The sequence below is a fragment of the Adlercreutzia sp. CNCM I-6216 genome, from assembly GCF_977113345.1.
Window position 1 is genome coordinate 180,860 of record NZ_CDSBIE010000002.1, and the last position, 16,362, is coordinate 197,221.

Annotated in this window: 15 protein-coding genes; 6 read left to right on the top strand and 9 right to left on the bottom strand. The window is 63.4% G+C overall.

What is annotated here, in order from left to right:
- Positions 1 to 6: 6 nt before the first annotated feature.
- From ACYVRU_RS02535 to rplM, 7 genes are all read right to left on the bottom strand, one after another.
- Positions 7 to 1,521, bottom strand: a complete 1,515-nt coding sequence (locus ACYVRU_RS02535; protein ID WP_417177642.1) for a rhamnulokinase — start codon at positions 1,519 to 1,521, stop codon at positions 7 to 9.
- Positions 1,522 to 1,826: 305 nt separating this feature from the next.
- Positions 1,827 to 2,117 (bottom strand): molybdopterin-binding protein, encoded by a 291-nt coding sequence (locus tag ACYVRU_RS02540; RefSeq protein ID WP_114540628.1) that lies wholly within the window; start codon positions 2,115 to 2,117, stop codon positions 1,827 to 1,829.
- A 6-nt stretch (positions 2,118 to 2,123) separates the two neighbouring features.
- On the bottom strand, positions 2,124 to 2,933 hold the full coding sequence (locus tag ACYVRU_RS02545; protein ID WP_114540627.1) for a molybdopterin-dependent oxidoreductase: 810 nt from the start codon (positions 2,931 to 2,933) through the stop codon (positions 2,124 to 2,126).
- A 9-nt stretch (positions 2,934 to 2,942) separates the two neighbouring features.
- Positions 2,943 to 4,604, bottom strand: coding sequence for a molybdopterin-dependent oxidoreductase (locus ACYVRU_RS02550; RefSeq protein ID WP_415978962.1), 1,662 nt, complete (start codon positions 4,602 to 4,604; stop codon positions 2,943 to 2,945).
- A gap of 121 nt (positions 4,605 to 4,725) precedes the next feature.
- Positions 4,726 to 6,219: a hypothetical protein gene (locus ACYVRU_RS02555; protein WP_288219480.1), complete on the bottom strand. Its 1,494-nt coding sequence runs from the start codon at positions 6,217 to 6,219 to the stop codon at positions 4,726 to 4,728.
- Between the two features lie 242 nt (positions 6,220 to 6,461).
- Entirely contained in the window at positions 6,462 to 6,854 is a 393-nt protein-coding gene (gene rpsI, locus ACYVRU_RS02560) for a 30S ribosomal protein S9 (RefSeq protein ID WP_022740956.1), read from the bottom strand.
- Positions 6,855 to 6,856: 2 nt separating this feature from the next.
- The gene (rplM, locus tag ACYVRU_RS02565; protein WP_022740957.1) at positions 6,857 to 7,291 is read right to left on the bottom strand and encodes a 50S ribosomal protein L13; all 435 of its coding nucleotides are present in this window, start codon (positions 7,289 to 7,291) and stop codon (positions 6,857 to 6,859) included.
- 779 nt (positions 7,292 to 8,070) lie between these two features.
- Here rplM and ACYVRU_RS02570 point away from each other — a divergent pair.
- The 3 genes from ACYVRU_RS02570 to ACYVRU_RS02580 all read left to right on the top strand — a co-directional run bounded on the left by ACYVRU_RS02570 (position 8,071) and on the right by ACYVRU_RS02580 (position 9,690).
- Positions 8,071 to 8,328, top strand: a complete 258-nt coding sequence (locus ACYVRU_RS02570) for a type II toxin-antitoxin system Phd/YefM family antitoxin (protein WP_114549163.1) — start codon at positions 8,071 to 8,073, stop codon at positions 8,326 to 8,328.
- On the top strand, positions 8,312 to 8,683 hold the full coding sequence (locus tag ACYVRU_RS02575; protein WP_114549164.1) for a PIN domain-containing protein: 372 nt from the start codon (positions 8,312 to 8,314) through the stop codon (positions 8,681 to 8,683). Before ACYVRU_RS02570 ends, ACYVRU_RS02575 begins: the two co-directional genes overlap by 17 nt.
- A gap of 140 nt (positions 8,684 to 8,823) precedes the next feature.
- Positions 8,824 to 9,690, top strand: a complete 867-nt coding sequence (locus ACYVRU_RS02580) for a ZIP family metal transporter (RefSeq protein WP_173114591.1) — start codon at positions 8,824 to 8,826, stop codon at positions 9,688 to 9,690.
- Between the two features lie 454 nt (positions 9,691 to 10,144).
- Here the strand turns inward: ACYVRU_RS02580 and ACYVRU_RS02585 are convergent, their stop codons facing one another.
- Entirely contained in the window at positions 10,145 to 10,453 is a 309-nt protein-coding gene (locus ACYVRU_RS02585; RefSeq protein ID WP_114549165.1) for a hypothetical protein, read from the bottom strand.
- A 274-nt stretch (positions 10,454 to 10,727) separates the two neighbouring features.
- On the opposite strand from ACYVRU_RS02585, the gene ACYVRU_RS02590 reads away from it, so the two are divergent.
- The 3 genes from ACYVRU_RS02590 to ACYVRU_RS02600 are packed head-to-tail and all read left to right on the top strand — an operon-like array spanning position 10,728 to position 14,175.
- Complete coding sequence (locus tag ACYVRU_RS02590) at positions 10,728 to 11,939, top strand: class II glutamine amidotransferase (protein WP_114549166.1); 1,212 nt, start codon at positions 10,728 to 10,730, stop codon at positions 11,937 to 11,939.
- A 3-nt stretch (positions 11,940 to 11,942) separates the two neighbouring features.
- Positions 11,943 to 13,448 carry a glutamate synthase-related protein gene (locus ACYVRU_RS02595; RefSeq protein ID WP_202427885.1) on the top strand — a complete coding sequence of 502 codons (1,506 nt, stop codon included), beginning with the start codon at positions 11,943 to 11,945 and terminating at the stop codon, positions 13,446 to 13,448.
- Between the two features lie 4 nt (positions 13,449 to 13,452).
- Positions 13,453 to 14,175, top strand: a complete 723-nt coding sequence (locus ACYVRU_RS02600; protein ID WP_161128058.1) for a GltB/FmdC/FwdC-like GXGXG domain-containing protein — start codon at positions 13,453 to 13,455, stop codon at positions 14,173 to 14,175.
- A gap of 189 nt (positions 14,176 to 14,364) precedes the next feature.
- On the opposite strand, the gene ACYVRU_RS02605 is transcribed toward ACYVRU_RS02600, so the two are convergent.
- Positions 14,365 to 16,017, bottom strand: coding sequence for an FAD-dependent oxidoreductase (locus tag ACYVRU_RS02605; protein WP_417177644.1), 1,653 nt, complete (start codon positions 16,015 to 16,017; stop codon positions 14,365 to 14,367).
- Positions 16,018 to 16,362: the final 345 nt, after the last annotated feature.

The window sequence follows — 16,362 nt, forward strand, 5'->3', positions numbered from 1 at the left end:
CGCCCATCACGGCTCCACCTTCTGCACGTCGAAGGACTCGGCGATGGCGGCGCGCACGGCCTTGAGGTGCGGGAACACCCCGTCGGCGAGCATCTGCACGGCCAGGTTGCCGAGCGCGGTGCCTTCCACGGGACCGGCGTACACGGGAATGCCGCATACTTCGGCGGTGCGGCGGTTCAAGTGGCCGTCCCGGCAGCCGCCGCCGACGATGTTGATGGATTTGTAGCCGTGTCCCGCCAGCGAGCTCAAGCCTTCCACGGCGTCGCGGTAGCAGCGCGCCAGGCTCTCGTAGACGCAGAGCATCAGCTCTCCCAAAGTCTGCGGCACCGCCTGGCCCGTCTCCTCGCAGGCTTCCAAAATCTCCTCGATCATGGAATCAGGCGAGAGGAACCGATCGTCGTTCACGTTCACAATAGAAGCCTGAACGCCCGCGCATTCCGCCTCGTCAGCGGCGCGGATAAGATCCTCGAAGCCCACTTCCTGACCGAGGCCCTCCACACGCATGTACTGGTGCAGGCGGCCCTTGCGGATGGCCTTCTCGTCCACAACGTAGGTGATGCCGTTCAGTTCGCGGCGAATGGATTGGATCATCCACAGCCCCATGATGTTCTTCAGGAAGCGGTACCGGAAGTGGTAGCCGCCCTCGTTGGTGAAGTTTTCGCCGTAGGCCGCCGCCGTGGTGAGCGGGCTGCGGTTCTCCACGCCGAGCAGGCTCCACGTGCCCGAGGAGAGGAACACCGCGGGCAAATCGCACGCGGGAACCGCCAGAAACGCGCTGCCGGTGTCGTGGGTGGCGGGCAGCACCACGCACGTGTCGTAGCCGATCTTCTCGGCGATAGAGGGCTTCACCGGCCCCAGGCACGCCCCGGCCATGGTGACGTTGCGGAAGAGGCGCCGCGGGATGTTGAAGCGGGCCAGCACCGTTTCGTCCCAAGCGCCGGTCTCGGCGTTCAGAAGGCCGGTCGTAGAGGCGTTGGTGTACTCGAGGGCCTTCTCGCCGGTCAGCAGAAAGCCCAGGTAATCGGGGATCATAAGGAAGGTCTCAGCCGCTTCCAGCTGTTCGGGGTTCTCGCGCTGCAGGGCCAGGAACTGATAGATGGTGTTGAAGGGCTGGCGCTGGATGCCCGTGCGGCGGTAGAGCTCTTCGGGGCTCATGATGGCGTCGGCCACCTCGAACATGCCCTGAGTGCGCTCGTCGCGATAGGCCACGGCGTCGCCCACCAGGTTGTCGTCAGCATCCAGCAGGACGAAATCGACGCCCCAGGTGTCGATGCCGACGGATTTCGGCGCGAACCCCGCCTCCTTGCACAGGGCAAGCCCGCGCACGAGCTCGCCGTAGAGCAGGTCGATGTCCCAGCAATCGTGGCCGCCCCGGCGCACCTGGCGGTTGTCGAATCGGTGCACCTCTTCCAAATGGATGCGGCCGTCTTCCACAAAGCCCACCACCACGCGGCCCGAGGAGGCTCCGATGTCCACCGCCGCATAGCAGTCGCGCCGCAGATCACGGGCAGAATGCGCCATGTCGCCATTCCTATCTTCGCACGCCAGTAGGGGCCCCGTTTTGGGCGAACCCCGCTGACCATGAGCGTATTTCTCAACTTTTACCTGGGAAAACGCACAAGCCATTAATGCGGCGCACAGTGTACCAGCAAAGGGGCCCTCTGCAAGGGCGCGCGCCCAAAGAGGTGGCGGCCTGTAACAAATCAACAACAATGACTTCATGGGTCGTCATTGAAAGGGGCCCGGACGAACCGGGCCCCTCGAGGGAGAACACCTGCTCGGATGCCCTCCCTTGTAGCCAATCGTGCAGCTTCAAACAGCCGCCCCTAGCCTTCCGGCGCGAAGGCGATAAAGGTAGCGGTATCCGGCTCCGGGCTCACCCCGCCACGCTCGTTGACCGAGCGCACGAGCAGGCAGTAGGTTCCCGGCACCTCGGGGGTGTACTCGAACGTCCAGTGAACCCATCGATCGCCCGTGGAGGCGGACACGTCGTAGTCGGTCCAGTTCTCGCCGTCGTCCAACGAGAACTGCACCGTTACAATGGGCACGCCGTAGTCCTCGGCGTAGCCCTCGAAGCGCACCGGGCGCCCCACCTCCACCGACAGCGGCGCTATCATCGCGATCTACTCCTGCGCGCCTGTCAGCACGCCGGCGTTCGGGCTGTTGGGATGCTCGTCGGCCTCGCCGGGCACGGCCGGCGCCTCGTCCTCGGCCGACACCACGATCTCCACCACATCGCGCACGAAGTAGTTCGCGGGCGTGCGGGTCATCCACAGCTGGTTGCTCCCGCCCACCGAGGCGGTGAGCGCCTCCTCGTTGATCTCGTAGCTGAGCACGCCGTGGCGCCCGATCACGTAGCCGAGCGGCAGCATGGTCTCGGTGCCATCGGCCGACACGAACGTCACCGCGTTGGCCCCGGGCTGCACGCCGGCGCGCTCCAGAATGGACTCGATCGGAATGCCCTTCACGTTCGCCGTAACGATGGCGCGGCCGCCCGCAGGGTTGCCGCCGCAGGTGCACGTCATCTTCTGCTGCACCGACTCGTCGCCGGCAAGATCGCCCACCGAGGCGGTGTAGGCGTCATTCACCGCGCCCGACACCGTCAGTTGCCAGTCGAGCGGGTTCTCCGAAGCAAACGCAATACCAGCGCCGCACACCACGCGCACAGCCTTCTGGAACATCGTGCGGATCGTCTCGTTGGGTGTGACGGCCTCCTGGTCGTAGGAGAAGACGCCCTCGGCTCGGGCCACCTTCACCGCACCGGCCACGGCGGCGTTCTCGCCCACCTCCGCTTGCGGGTCGGCGGCTGCATTCCCGTCAGCGCCATCGCCCGGCGCCACCGCCAAGGCCGGCACCGCCGACATGGACGCGATCATCGTCAAACTCGCCAAGGCGCCAGCCGCGGCCCGGCCCTTCGATTTCAAATCTTTCATGGTCTCCCCCTACTCCACCGTGAACATGAACTGGGTATCGTACTGGCTCACGTGATCGGAGCCGTCCGGCGCGATGCTCGTCGTGCGGATATCCATCAGGTACGTCCCGGCCTCGGGCGGCGTGAAGTCCATGCGCCAGTAGGTCCAGTACTTGGAATCGTTATTCGGCGTGTCCAGCGTCGTCCAGGTCGCGCCGTGGTCGAAGGAGAACTCGAGCTTCTTGATGGGCTCGTTCCACGCGTCGGCGAAGCCCTCCAGATGCACCGGTTTGGCCTCGTCGCCCGTGAGCACCACATTGGTGGGGTAGTTCAGCACGCCGCTGTTGGGCTTGGAGTACACTTCGCCCGTGCAGTCGTCGGCGAACTCGCCCAGGTACACCTGACTCATGGCGGCATCCTCAGGCTGAGTCATGAACGTGAGGTTGCTGATGCGCTTCACGAAATTGCCGCCGGAGGTGTTGTACACCCACACCATGCAGGGGTAGCCCTGGGTGTTCGGCAGCGTCTCGCCATCCATCTTTGTGACGAGGATGGCGTTGTTGCCCACCACCCAATCGATGGGCATCTGGGCGTAGTCGTAGCCATCCGAGCCGATGGGGCTCACGATGTTCGCACTGGCCTTGGGCTTCGCGAACTCGATGACCTTCGACAGCGGAATGCCCTCCACCTCGCTCTGCATGATGGTGGCCTGGCCCACGCCGTTGATGGTGCAGTCCATCTTCATGACCTGCTTCACGGTACCGAACTGCTCTTCCATCTCGGGAAGGGTCATGGTCACCGGATTGTCGCAGTCGCCGTCGATGGAGACGGTCCAGTTCTCGTAGATGGACGGATCCACCTGCGTGTCGTCCACGAGCCACTCGGACGGCTCGTCCTTCACCGTCTTGAAGAAGCGGTTCTCGGCCGGAGTGATCGTGGTCTGGTCGTAGCTCGTCGTCACCTGAACCTCTTCGGCGGCCACATCGGTGATGCCGTGGTAGAGGTTGTACTTGTAGTCGTCCCAACGGCCGAGGGTCTGCGTCTCCACGTCGTTGTAGTGGCACGAGAAGCAGGTGCCACCCTGGCTCGTGAACATCGCGTTCGTCATGTGGGTGTTGTGGATGGCCTCGCCCAGGTAGTTCGTTCCCTGGTAGGTCTTGGAATGGCACGCAATGCAGTTCGCGAAGGTCTGCTCGGTGGGATAGCCGAAGAAGATCAGGCGATGGTAGGTGGGCAGACTCATGATGGCGCTCTCAAGCGTGTGGCACGAGGTGCAGCCGCGGTTCTCGGCGTTCAGGTACGTAATGTTGAACGCGCGATCGTCGGAAGGCACCGGCTGCACGGTGAACCCGTTGCGGTCGGTGTAGCGAAGCGGCTCGTTGGCCTCGGCGTTGGCGGCGTTCTTCTCGCTGTTCTTATAGAAACCGGGCAGGGCGGTCACGCCGTCCACGAAGCGGCCCTCCGTGGGAAACCCGCTGATACTGGCCAGCTGATCGCTGTAGCCGTCACTTGTCGCCGGTGCCGGCTCGGTTGTTGTCGTGGAGTCAGCCGTCTTGTCGGCCCCATCGCTCGGCGCGGCAGCCGGAGTGCAGCCCCAGGCCAGGCATCCCGCTCCCAAAACGCACGCGAGCACCGCCGCGCACGCAATCCCCTTGCGCGAGCGCCGCCCCGTTCTCGTTGCTTGCTCTCTCATAGCTCCTCCTTAGGTTTTGGAAAATAGGTTCCCCTGACGCTTCGCGCCTCCTTTCCGGGCTTTCGAAACTTGATGGAATTGGAATGGGCGCTGCGCCGGCACCCGTGTGCGGCCGCAGCGCTTAATCCCGGGTTGGACTTCGCCGTATCAGGCCGTCGCTGTCGGCGATAGAGGCACGTCGAAAGTCGTAGTGCTCGGTGTACATCTTGTCGAGCAGCGCCTTCTCGTAGAAACCGATGTCGCGGTTGTACAGCGCGGACGCCTCGTCGGTAGCGCGAAATTCCGGACGCAGCCGCCCCTCGTCGTCGTAGTAATGCAGATAGGCTTCGGCGCAATGCTCGCGCAAATAGGCCCGGCACCGCTCGTGCAAGTCGTCGTTGGCGAAGAAGAAGTGCCGCACGCCATCGTCGCTCTGTTGGAGAAAGCCCAGATCCATCAGGCGCCCGAAATCGCTGCGGGCGCTCGGATAGGAAATGGCATAGCGCTTCATATGGATGTCGTAGGTGAATTCCGCGTTGCTATGCAGCACCGCCTCGAGCAGCACTTCCTTCTGGCGGGCGTTCATCGAGCCGTCGGCGTCGATGATGGCGCGCAGCCGATCGCGTCGCCGGCTCATGCCCTCGAGTTTGGTCATCACCCAGCGCTGCTCTTCCAAAATAAGCTCGACGGCACGTTCGAACACGAACGTCCAATCGTAGGTGCCGTCGTATTCCACGGCCAGATCCCCCGGCTCGAACGGCAGCGTCGGCGCGTCCGCCTCGGCGGCGTAGCGCCCGCGCTCTTGGGCGCACAGGGCGCTGTCGGTACCGTAGAGCAAGCGCATAACGGGGACATGGGCCGAGAAATGGTAGCCCGAGCGATGAAGGAGCAGCAAGTACAGCAGGTAGGCGAACGGGGCATTGCCCACAGGGAACATACCCGATGCGCTCACGAAGAACAGAGCCGTCAGCGCCACAATAAGGCGATGGTCGCCGCACTGGCCCTTGAGGGGGCCGGTGTCCCCATTGATGAACGAGCAGAGCAGCTCGAGTCCCTCGACTCGAGCGGAAACGTCCTCGGGAACCGCCTCGATGCCGGCCACCAGCCTGGCGTAGAGCATCTCAACGAAAGCGGGGGTGATCGCCTCGTCGCGGTATTCCTCTATCGACAACAGCACCTTGCCCGCATTGGCCGCCAGAAGCTCGATGCCGCATTCCGGCTCGCAAGCATGCACGCACACGCGCCGCAGCCGCGCGACATCGATGTCGGGATGTTCGAGGCCGATGGCGTACACCACCTCGTTGGCCGCCATGTTCAGTTCCAGATGACCGCCTTCCGGATCATAGAAGATACGTCCGTAATGGGACGCGAGCCCCTCGTTGATCTGGAACGTTTCGAGAAGAGCCTCCAGGTGCCAGGTGGGGTCGTACCAGCAGCGAGCCGAAGCCGAAAGCGGGGGCAGATCATGCCCGAGGCCGCGGCGCAAGCTGTTGATTGAAAACCAGTACAGCGCCGCATCCTCGGGAGTGACACCGAGCGATTCCGCCAAACTGTCGTAGGTTTGCGCCCGCTGGGAGGCGATGCGCAGAGCCCGATCGAGCAGCGGTGCCGAGCGAAATGCCGGTTTGGATTCCACGATTGTCCCCTCCCCTTTGCTCTCCCATTTTTCCTCCGAACGAAGCTATGTTCTCAGAAAGACGCGCCCCACTTCAAGAGGTTGGGCGCGCGCTAGAAAGTTTTTACCACCCCCTCGGCGCCCCCTCGGGAAGCCTTTCCACCCATCGCGAAAGTATCTGGGCACAAAAAAGCCCGCTGCGGACAGCGGGCTTTCGGTTGCAGTATTGCGGCAGCACCGATAAACGATGCGCGACTCCAAACTTAGCGCTTGGAGAACTGCGGGCGCTTGCGGGCCTTCTTCAGACCGTACTTCTTGCGCTCCACCATACGGGCGTCGCGCGTGAGGTAGCCAGCCTTCTTCAGCTCGGCGCGGTAGTCGCCGGCCTCCAGCAGAGCGCGGGAGATGCCGTGACGCAGGGCGCCAGCCTGACCGGACACGCCGCCGCCGTCGATGCGAGCCTTCACGTCGAAGTGACCGGTGGTGTCGGTCACCTTGAAGGGGGTCATCGCGTAGTTGAACAGCGCCTCGCGGCCGAAGTACTCCTGGCCGTCGCGACCGTTGATGGTCACCTTGCCAGTGCCGGGAACGAGACGGACGCGCGCCACCGCGTTCTTGCGGCGGCCGGTGCCGTAGTACAAAGCCTCATCTGCCATGATTAACCCTCCAGATCGATCTTGCGGGGCTGCTGAGCGGCATGGGGATGCTCAGCGCCGACGTACACCTTCAGTTTCTTGCCCATCGCACGGCCCAGCGTGTTCTTCGGCAGCATGCCCTTGACGGCATGCTCGATGACGCGCTCGGGGTGCTTGGTCATGGCCTCGGTGAACGTCTCCTGCTTGAGCCCACCCGGGAACCCGCTGTGACGATAGTAGGTCTTGGTGGCAGCCTTGGTACCGGTGACCTTGATCTTGTCAGCATTGATGATGATGACAAAGTCGCCCGTGTCCACATGGGGGGTGTACTGCGGCTTGTGCTTGCCCTTCAGAATCTGAGCAGCCTTGGTGGCCACACGACCGAGAACCTGATCCTCAGCGTCGATGATGACCCACTCGCGCTCAACCTCACCGGGCTTTGCATGATACGTCTTCACTGTTTTCCTCCAATAGATTGCAGGTTCTGTCGGGCGGCTGAAGCCTCCTCCCCTGCGTCGGCGTGGCAGCCGCGATAGCCGGGGTGGAACCGTCCGCCAGAGTGTTTGTTTTCAAAAGTGCACGATCCTTGGAAGTCGGTTTCCTACGCCGACACGCGGTGCTTCGGGCCTGGACAACCCTCGGCGGTTGCGTTTCCTTGAACCCATGCGTTTACGGGGCTTTTGAAAGCGAACTTTTGCATTCTCACCCGCCCGCGCGCGAATGTCAACGAAACCGCTCCGAGAATGCGAAGAATCGCCAAAACTCCACCCGCGAACGGCAGGATGGGAGCATTGTGGGGGTGATGGACGGCCGTCGTTGCGGAAAGAGCACCACCATCGCAGAGAAGGACCGTCCTTGGGAAGCGCTCCGTCGACGAACCAGTCGAAAAATGCACGAGATCGACGGTTATGAGCGTTTAAAGGCCGAGCGACGAGGCACATTTCAGGAAGACGCTTGACAAACCCCAGGTCAGAGCATCGCACGTGCAGGAGCACCTTCACAGCTGACATCCTCGCACCCCCCCCAGACGCTCATAACCGTCAATCTCGTGAAAAAAACGACCCCTTCAGTAACCGACTCCGAAGAGACCGGCACGGATCCCCTTGAGATAGCGCGAGAGATCGCCATGGGGGTTATCTTGCGGCCACGGAACCGATATGACCAATAAACTAGTCAAATGGTCATATCTAAGGTAAAATTCTCCCGAAACCTTGCGGAACCTTAGAAGGGAGCTCCCATGGCAGCAAGCATTGCTTTGGCGGAGGCGAAGGCGAATCTTTCCTCCGTCGTTCGACGCGTAGATGAAACGGGGGCCGAGTTTGTCGTCACGGTAAGGAACCGGCCGTGCGCCATGATCGTGCCTATCCCCAAGCCGGCACCGCGTAAGCTGAAGGCCGCTGGCGCTCTTGCGGGAAAGAGACCGAAGGTGTCGCGCACCGAGGAAAAGGCCGCTTACCAGAAGGCGCTGGAGGCGAAGTATGTCGACCTTCCTTGATACGAACTGCCTGCTTCGCTACCTCCTCGCCGATGTCGAAGACCAGTTCGAAACGGTATGCCAGCATGTGGAAAACGGCGCATGCACCTCACCTGAGTTCATAGCCGAGTGCGTCTACGTACTTGGCGGAACAGTTTACGGCTTCGACCGAACCGACGTGGCCAACACCATGATCGCGCTCCTCGATGACGTCGCCTGCGAACACGAATCCACCATGCGCTACGCCCTCGAGCTCTATCGGAACCACTCGCTTGATTTCGCCGACTGCATCTTGGCGGCACGCTTCGTCGTGGAAGGCACCCCCGTGCTTACCTTCGACAAAAAGCTCAACAAACTGCTGAGGGAGCTCGCGTAATCCATCCCCCTCTGCGCCGTTGCGAGGGGAATTGTTTCCGTTGGCTTACACGCGGGCGGTTGCGCTCGCAGGGGCGCAGGCGATGGAGCACAATACGGGATGCTTTGTGAAATCCCGGGGTCTAAGGAAGCCTGTTCGCTATGGAAACGCTGTCGCCGTTCGCATTCGTCACGTTGGTCACGCTCATCTCCGGCGCCGGGGGAACGGGGCTCGGCGGCTTCATTGGCGCCCTGTTCAAAAGCGAGTCGAACCGCACCATCAGCCTGCTTCTGGCCTTCGCCGGCGGCGTCATGACCGCCATGGTGTGCTTCGATCTTCTGGCCGAGGCCGAGGAAGCCGCCAGCCAGATTGCCGAGCACGGCGTGGTGCTGGTCATCTTCGCCGTGGCGCTGGGCGTGGCCGTGGTGTACCTGCTGAACCACCTCATCGACCGCAAAACCCGCAAGGAGGTGTCGCACACCGCCGATGAGCATCATCCCGAGACCCATGACGACATCGACGAACTGGTGCACGCCGACCACTTGAACATGCACAAGCGCCACAACGACTCCAGGCTGTCGCTGTTCGTGGCCGGCGTCGTCATGGCCTGCGCCATCGCGCTGCACAATATCCCCGAGGGCATGACCATCGGCGCGAGCTTCGCCGTGTCCGACAACCTCATGTGGGGCACCGGCATGATCATGGCCGTGCTCATCGGCCTGCACAACATCCCCGAGGGCATGGCCGTGGCCGTGCCGCTCATCTCCGGGGGCACGGGACGCGTGAAGGCGACGCTGCTCACGGCCGCATGCGGTCTGCCCACGGTGCTCGGCGCGTGGCTCGGCTTCTGGCTCGGCGACATCGGGCCTTTGGGCCTCACGATGTCGCTCGGGTTCGCCTCGGGCGCCATGCTCTACGTGGTGTTCGGCGAAATCATGCCCGAGAGCTACCTCATCTACCGCAGCAAACTCCCCGCCTTCGCCGTCATGGTTGGCCTAGCCCTCGGCATGTTCATGATCTTCTTCTAGAAAGCTGGGCGAACCTTGCCGATGCCCGGATGATCGAGGAATTCAGCGTAGGCAAGCCAAATCTCCCCGGGCTTCGAATCATGCGAGGGCATCGTAGGCCCCGTCCGTCCTCTTCGTCATCCCAATCGGCAGACAAAATGATCCTACGCGTTTCTAGGCGCCATTCGCACCTGAGAACAGCGATGCGGGCGTCCGCCAAGAAGCGTTCCGTCAACGAACTGGTCGAAAAATGCACGAGATCTTGAGTTATAAGCGTCTCGGAGGTGTCTAATTGCCGACCCCGAATGGCTCATCCTTGCAGACAACAATCTGACCTGGGGTTTTGAAAATGCTTCTTAGTAACGCGTCCCGCCGCTGATTCCTCAGGGGCTTATAACTCGAGATCTCGTGCAGAAAACGCCCCCTTCGGCAACCGAACGCCATAAACCTACGAGAGCGCGCGAGAAGAGATAGCTCATAGCCACCATAAGAAGGCGGAGAATACCATTGTGAACGCGGTACCCGCGGCAGCGACGCGGTGCTTGGCTTTAATCTCAAAGGCAAGAAGAACGCCCCAATAACCGCAGAAGGCGACATTCACGATCACATTGGCCACCGGACGGGGCAGCCCCCAGAAAAACGTCGCCAACATGCACAGCACAATGAGGATCGTCAGGACAATCGCACCGACGGCCCAGGGGTTCTTCATTGTCCAAGCCTCGTTAGTGTTTTCGTGCTCGATCCACCACAGAAGCCCCTTGCGCTCCGGCGTCTTATCGCCCATGGTCAACCAACCCTCATTGCTCGACATTCTTTCCAAATCAGTTTATTCCGAACACCATAGCTGTTGCCAGCAGCTCTCCCGTAACTGGATCGTCATAGCACCTCCACACTGGGTATGCTCAAGATCTTCCTCCAAAAGACATCGCGCAAGAACGCGCGCCTCCTAACCTTCACCCCAAGGCTTAACAAAGGCGAAACACCGGGGTCGGTTTCGCGAAACATTGCTCTCCTATGCTGACGATACAGCATTCCGCACAATGCACAAGGAGAACGCCATGTACGATTTCGACCGACCGCGAAACGCGCCTCGCGAGGGCGATGTGCGCATTCCCGCTGGGTGCGCCATCGCGGCTATCATGGACCGAAGCGGCGCGCGCCACGACGGGAGCGACATCCTGCGCTCCATCGCGCTCATGCACGACCGCTCCAACGGCCTGGGCGGCGGCTTCGCGGCCTACGGCATCTACCCGGAGTACGAGGAGCTGTACGCCTTCCACATCATGTACGAGTCCGATGAGGCCCGGCGCGAGACCGAGGCCTACCTGGACACCTACTTCATGAGCGAGAAGCAGGAGCGCATCCCCACCGAGCCCGTCGCCTCCATTAAGAACCCGCCGGACATCTGGCGCTACTTCGCCGCCCCGCACCCCATGCGCCTGGCGGCCAGCGGCCTGGACGAGGCCGAGTACACCATGGCCCACGTCTTCCACATCAACGGGAAGATCGACGGGGCCTTCGTCGCCTCGTCGGGCAAGAACATGGGCGCCTTCAAGGGCGTGGGCTACCCCGAGGACATCGGCGCGTTCTACCGCATCTGCGACTACGACGCCTGGGCCTGGACGGCCCACGGGCGCTTCCCCACCAACACCCCCGGCTGGTGGGGCGGCGCGCACCCGTTCACGCTGCTGAACTGGTCGGTGGTGCACAACGGCGAGATTTCCAGCTACGACGCGAACCGCCGCTACGTGGAGCAGTTCGGCTACGACTGCGAGCTGCAGACCGACACCGAGGTCATCACCTACCTGTTCGATCTGCTGAGCCGCCGCCACGGGCTCACGCCGGAGCTGGCCGCCCACATCATGACCGCGCCGGCCTGGGACGAGATCGACGCCATGGAACCCGCCGACGCTGCCTTCGAAACCGCCCTGCGTACCACTTACGCGAGCGCTCTCGTGAACGGGCCCTTCTCGGTGATCTTGGGCTCGAGCGAGGGGCTGCTCGCCATCAACGACCGGCTGAAGCTGCGGGCGCTCATGGCCGCCGAGAAGGGCTCCATGGTGTATATGGCCAGCGAGCAGGCGGCCATCGAGTTAGTGTGCCCCGACGCGGAGAACATGCGCGCCATCGGGGGCGGCGAGCCCTTCGTGGTGCAGCTGGATTCCGTGGTCGCCGCCAAGGCCGCCGCCGATGCCGACGCCGAGAACGATCCGCACAACGCGCCGCTGGCCCACGAAGTCGGCGTGCTGCCCCGCCGGAAGGAGGCTTAAATCATGCGCGACTTCCGCAACCCCCGCTACAAAGTACTGCGCGACCGGGAAGAATGCATCGAATGCGACCTGTGCGTGCGTCAATGCGCCAACGAGGTGCACTACCGCGACGAGAAAACTGGCGCCCTGCGCGCCGATTCCATGAAGTGCGTGAACTGCCAGCGCTGCACGCTTCTGTGCCCCACCCGGGCCCTTGCCATCACCCGCTGGCCCCAGGTGGATGCCGGAAGCGCCGTGTGGACCGAAGGCGCCATGGACGACATCACCGCCCAGGCGCAGACCGGAGGGGTGCTCCTCGCCTCCATGGGCAACCCGAAGAGCTACCACATCTACTGGGAGCATCTGCTGCTGAATGCGAGCCAGGTGACCAACCCCTCCATCGACCCATTGCGCGAGCCCATGGAAACCCGCGTGGTGCTGGGCAGCCGCCCGAGCAAGCTGCGCGTGAACGAGCGCACCCGCACCGTCGTCTCTCCCCTTCCGCCCCAGCTGTCGCTAGATGTGCCCATCATGTTCTCGGCCATGAGCTTCGGCTCGGTGTCGCTTAACACTCAGAAGGCGCTCGCGATGGCCGCGCGCGAGCTGGGCACCTACTTCAACTGCGGCGAGGGCGGCCTGCACCGCGATTTGGAACCCTACGCCGACCGCGCCATCGTACAGGTGGCAAGCGGACGCTTCGGCGTGGACCCGCATTACCTGAACGCCGGCGCCGCCATCGAGATCAAAATCGGCCAAGGCGCCAAGCCCGGCATCGGGGGGCATCTGCCCGGCGAGAAGATCAACGAGGAGGTGTCGCGCACCCGCATGATTCCCGAGGGCACCGATGCCATCTCGCCGGCGCCGCACCACGACATCTACTCCATCGAGGACTTGCGCCAGCTCATCTTCTCGCTGAAGGAGGCCACCGGCTACGCCAAGCCCGTGGCCGTGAAGGTGGCCGCCGTGCACAACGTGGCCGCCATCGCCTCCGGCATGGCCCGGGCCGGCGCCGACATCATCGTGCTGGACGGCTTCCGCGGCGGCACGGGCGCGGCGCCCAAGCGCATTCGCGACAACGTGGGCATCCCCATCGAGCTGGCCCTGGCGGCCGTGGACGAGCGGCTGCGCCAGGAGGGCATCCGCTCCACAGTGAGCCTCGTGGCCTCGGGCACCCTGCGCAACGCCGCCGACGTGGTGCGGGCCGTGGCCCTCGGCGCCGACGCCGTCTCCATCGGGTCGGCGGCGCTCATCGCCATGGGCTGCCACCAGTGCGGCGACTGCGCAAGCGGCCGCTGCAACTGGGGCATCGCCACCCAGCGGGCCGACCTGGTGGCCCGCCTGAACCCCGAGGCCGCCGCCGAGCGCGTGGTGAACCTCGCGTCCGGCTGGAACCACGAGATTCAGGAGATGATGGGCGGCATGGGCATCAACGCCATCGACTCCCTGCGCGGCAACCGGCTCATGCTGCGCGGCGTGGGCCTGAACGAGAAGGAACTGGAAATCCTCGGCGTAAAGTACGCGGGAGAGTGATCGCATGGCTGAAACCATCATCGTGGAATTGGGAACGAAGCACTTCCAAGAGGCCAATGCCGCCGTACGCGCGGCGCTCGCCGAAGCCGACACCGTCTGCATCGTGGAGGCCTACGCCCAGCGCTACCTGGGCTGCACCCTGCCCGCGGGCAAGCGCTTGGAAATTCACGGAACCCCTGGCAACGATCTGGCCTGCTACATGGACGGCGGCGAGATGGAGGTGTTCGGAAGCGCCCAGGACCAAACCGCCAACACCATGAACGCCGGCACCGTAGTGGTGCACGGGCGCGTGGGCGATGCGGCCGGCTACGCCATGCGCGGCGGCGAGCTCATCGTGCGCGACGGCTGCGGCTGGCGCGGCGGCATCAACATGAAGCAGTACGGCGGGAAGTGCCCGGTCATCGTCATCGGCGGGGACGCGGGCAACTTCCTCGGCGAGTACATGGCCGGCGGCATCATCGTGCTTATGGGCCGCGCCGGCGATCATTTGGCCTCCGGCATGCACGGCGGGGTCATCTATCTGCGCCGTGAATACGCGCCGGCCGTGGTGCCCGACGGGCTGGATGCGGGAGAGCTGACCGACGATGACTCGGCGACTCTCGGCGCGCTGCTCGCCCGCTACGACGCCTGCTTCGGCACCGAGCCCCACGAGCAGGCGAGCGTAGACGAGTTCGTCGCGCTGCGCCCCGCCTCCAGCCGGCCTTACGCGGCCATGTACGCGAGCTAGACGCGTTTCGGTCGCAGAAAACCCACATCTCGCCATCACCAACAGCCGGAAACACCCGCCGAAAACCAGCTCGCCCGCCGCCGAACCCACAAAACGCAGGAGGCGCCTCGGGGAGGGTCGAGGCGCCTCTTGACAAGAATGACGCCGGGCGCCCGTCGAAAAGCGCCCGGCAGAAGGGGGATGGAGAATTTACAGGCTGGCGACGTACTTGCCGGTCACATAGCCCTGCGTGTGGGCACGGCCGAGGGACAGGCCCGGCATGTACATGGAATAGTCCACGCCGCCATAGAAGTTGCCGGCGGTGTTGCCGATGGCGAACAGGCCCGGAATGGGCTCGTTCGTCTCAACGGCCAGCACTTCCATGTTCGGGCCAACGTTCACGCCGGACACGACGGCCGACACGCGCACATGACGGTGGATGCCGTAGAAGGGCGGCGTGTCGATGGCGGTCAGCCACTTGGCCTCCTTGCCGAAGTCGAGATCCTTGCCGGCGGCGACGCACTCGTTGTAGCGCTTCACGCTCTCGACAAACGCAGCCGTGTCGGTGATGCCCAGCTTCTCGGCCAGCTCTTCCAGCGTGTCGGCCTTAAACGTGGCGATCTGATCCCTGAAGACGCCGGTCTTCTCGCCATCCTCTTCGGGCATGTACACCTTGATGGCCTCGGGGTCGAACAGCTTGCCCGGCCACTCGGCGGCGGCGGTCATATAGTTGCTGTCGAAGATCTGGTTGTAGTCGCCCTGGTCGGCCTCGCTGCGCAGGAAGTTGTTCATGAGCGACATGCCGAGCGTCTCGTCGCAGAAGCGCGTGCCGTCGTTCTTCACGGCCAGGAAGGGCATGTCGGCCATGGAGCCCGGGCCGCCGTCGAAGTCGTGCAGCATCTTGGTGTGCGTGATGTCCTCGATGGCACCGCCGGCCCACACGGCCATCTTGTGGCCATCGCCGGTCTTGTTCATCTGCTTGCGACCGAGATTCTGCAGGTCGGGCAGGTAGTAGGCCATCATATCGTCGTCGTTCTGGTAGTCGCCCGTAGCCAGGATGACGCCCTTGGCGGCGTTGAACTGCACGTTGCCGTCAGCGGTTTCCGCAATGACACCGGTCACGCCGGAGGCATCGCCCACGAGCTGCTTGGCCTCGGTATCGTAGAACACCTCCACGCCCTGAGAGGCGGCGTACTCGGCCAGCACCTGCATGCCGTTGCCCGTGTTGTAGGGCTTCGGACCGAAGTCGATGGACAGGTAGTCCATGGGATACCCATTCACTTCCTTGATGGCAGCCGTCCACTTCATCGTGCTGTCAGAAATCTGGGCACCCTGGGCGGTGGCCAAGTCGAGCAACCACGTGATGCACTCGCCGGAGTTCTTCGCCCACAGCTCTACCTGCTCGCGCTTGCCGCGGTACTGATGGTCCTTGATGAGGCGCGACACCACGGCCTCCACGCCGGCCGGGTCGGAGGTGTCCAGCAGAATGCCCGTAGCGGTGTTGCCCTGGGAGATGGCCGTCGACTCCTTCTGAATGAGGGCGACAGTGGCTCCGGCCTCGCGAGCCGTAATGGCGGCGGGCACACCAGAAGCGCCGGCGCCCACGACAACCACGTCGTAGTCCTTGGTCTCGGCGATATCGGTGATGGGCTCGGGCGCGGCCAGGAAGCTCGGAAGCCCCTCGCGCACGTGACCGGCCACGGTGGTCGTGCCGGTGGCGGCAGTCGGCGTGTCGCTCGAAGCGGAGCCAGCAGCGGCGCTGCCGGTCGGCGAGCAGGCGCCCAGAAGCGCAGCACCGCCGAGACCCGCCGCAGCCAGGCCGCCGATCTTGAACAGGTTACGTCGAGTGAATTCAGCAGTCATGGTGAGTCCTTTCTGTTACCCCTTGATTGCCTGCGCCAGAAGATCTCGGGGTTCCCTCCCCTGCGACTCCTCGGGACGCTGGGGCCACCCTAGCAGTCATCATGGGCGCACAAACATCGACCATCAGCGCATTTCGCGGGTTTATTTTTATAACCCGCTGTCATAACCCCCACCTGATCAGGCCCGTTACCAAATGTCCCCAAAACATGATGGAAAAGGTTACGGTATCATAGACCCTAGTTTTTCGGAAAGCTCGGAGAGGGGGTTAGAACCATGCACGGCGCACCGCAGGCTGCGAGCAAGAAACTCATAGGCAAGCCGGGGTCGGAGCCAACTCCGACTGCA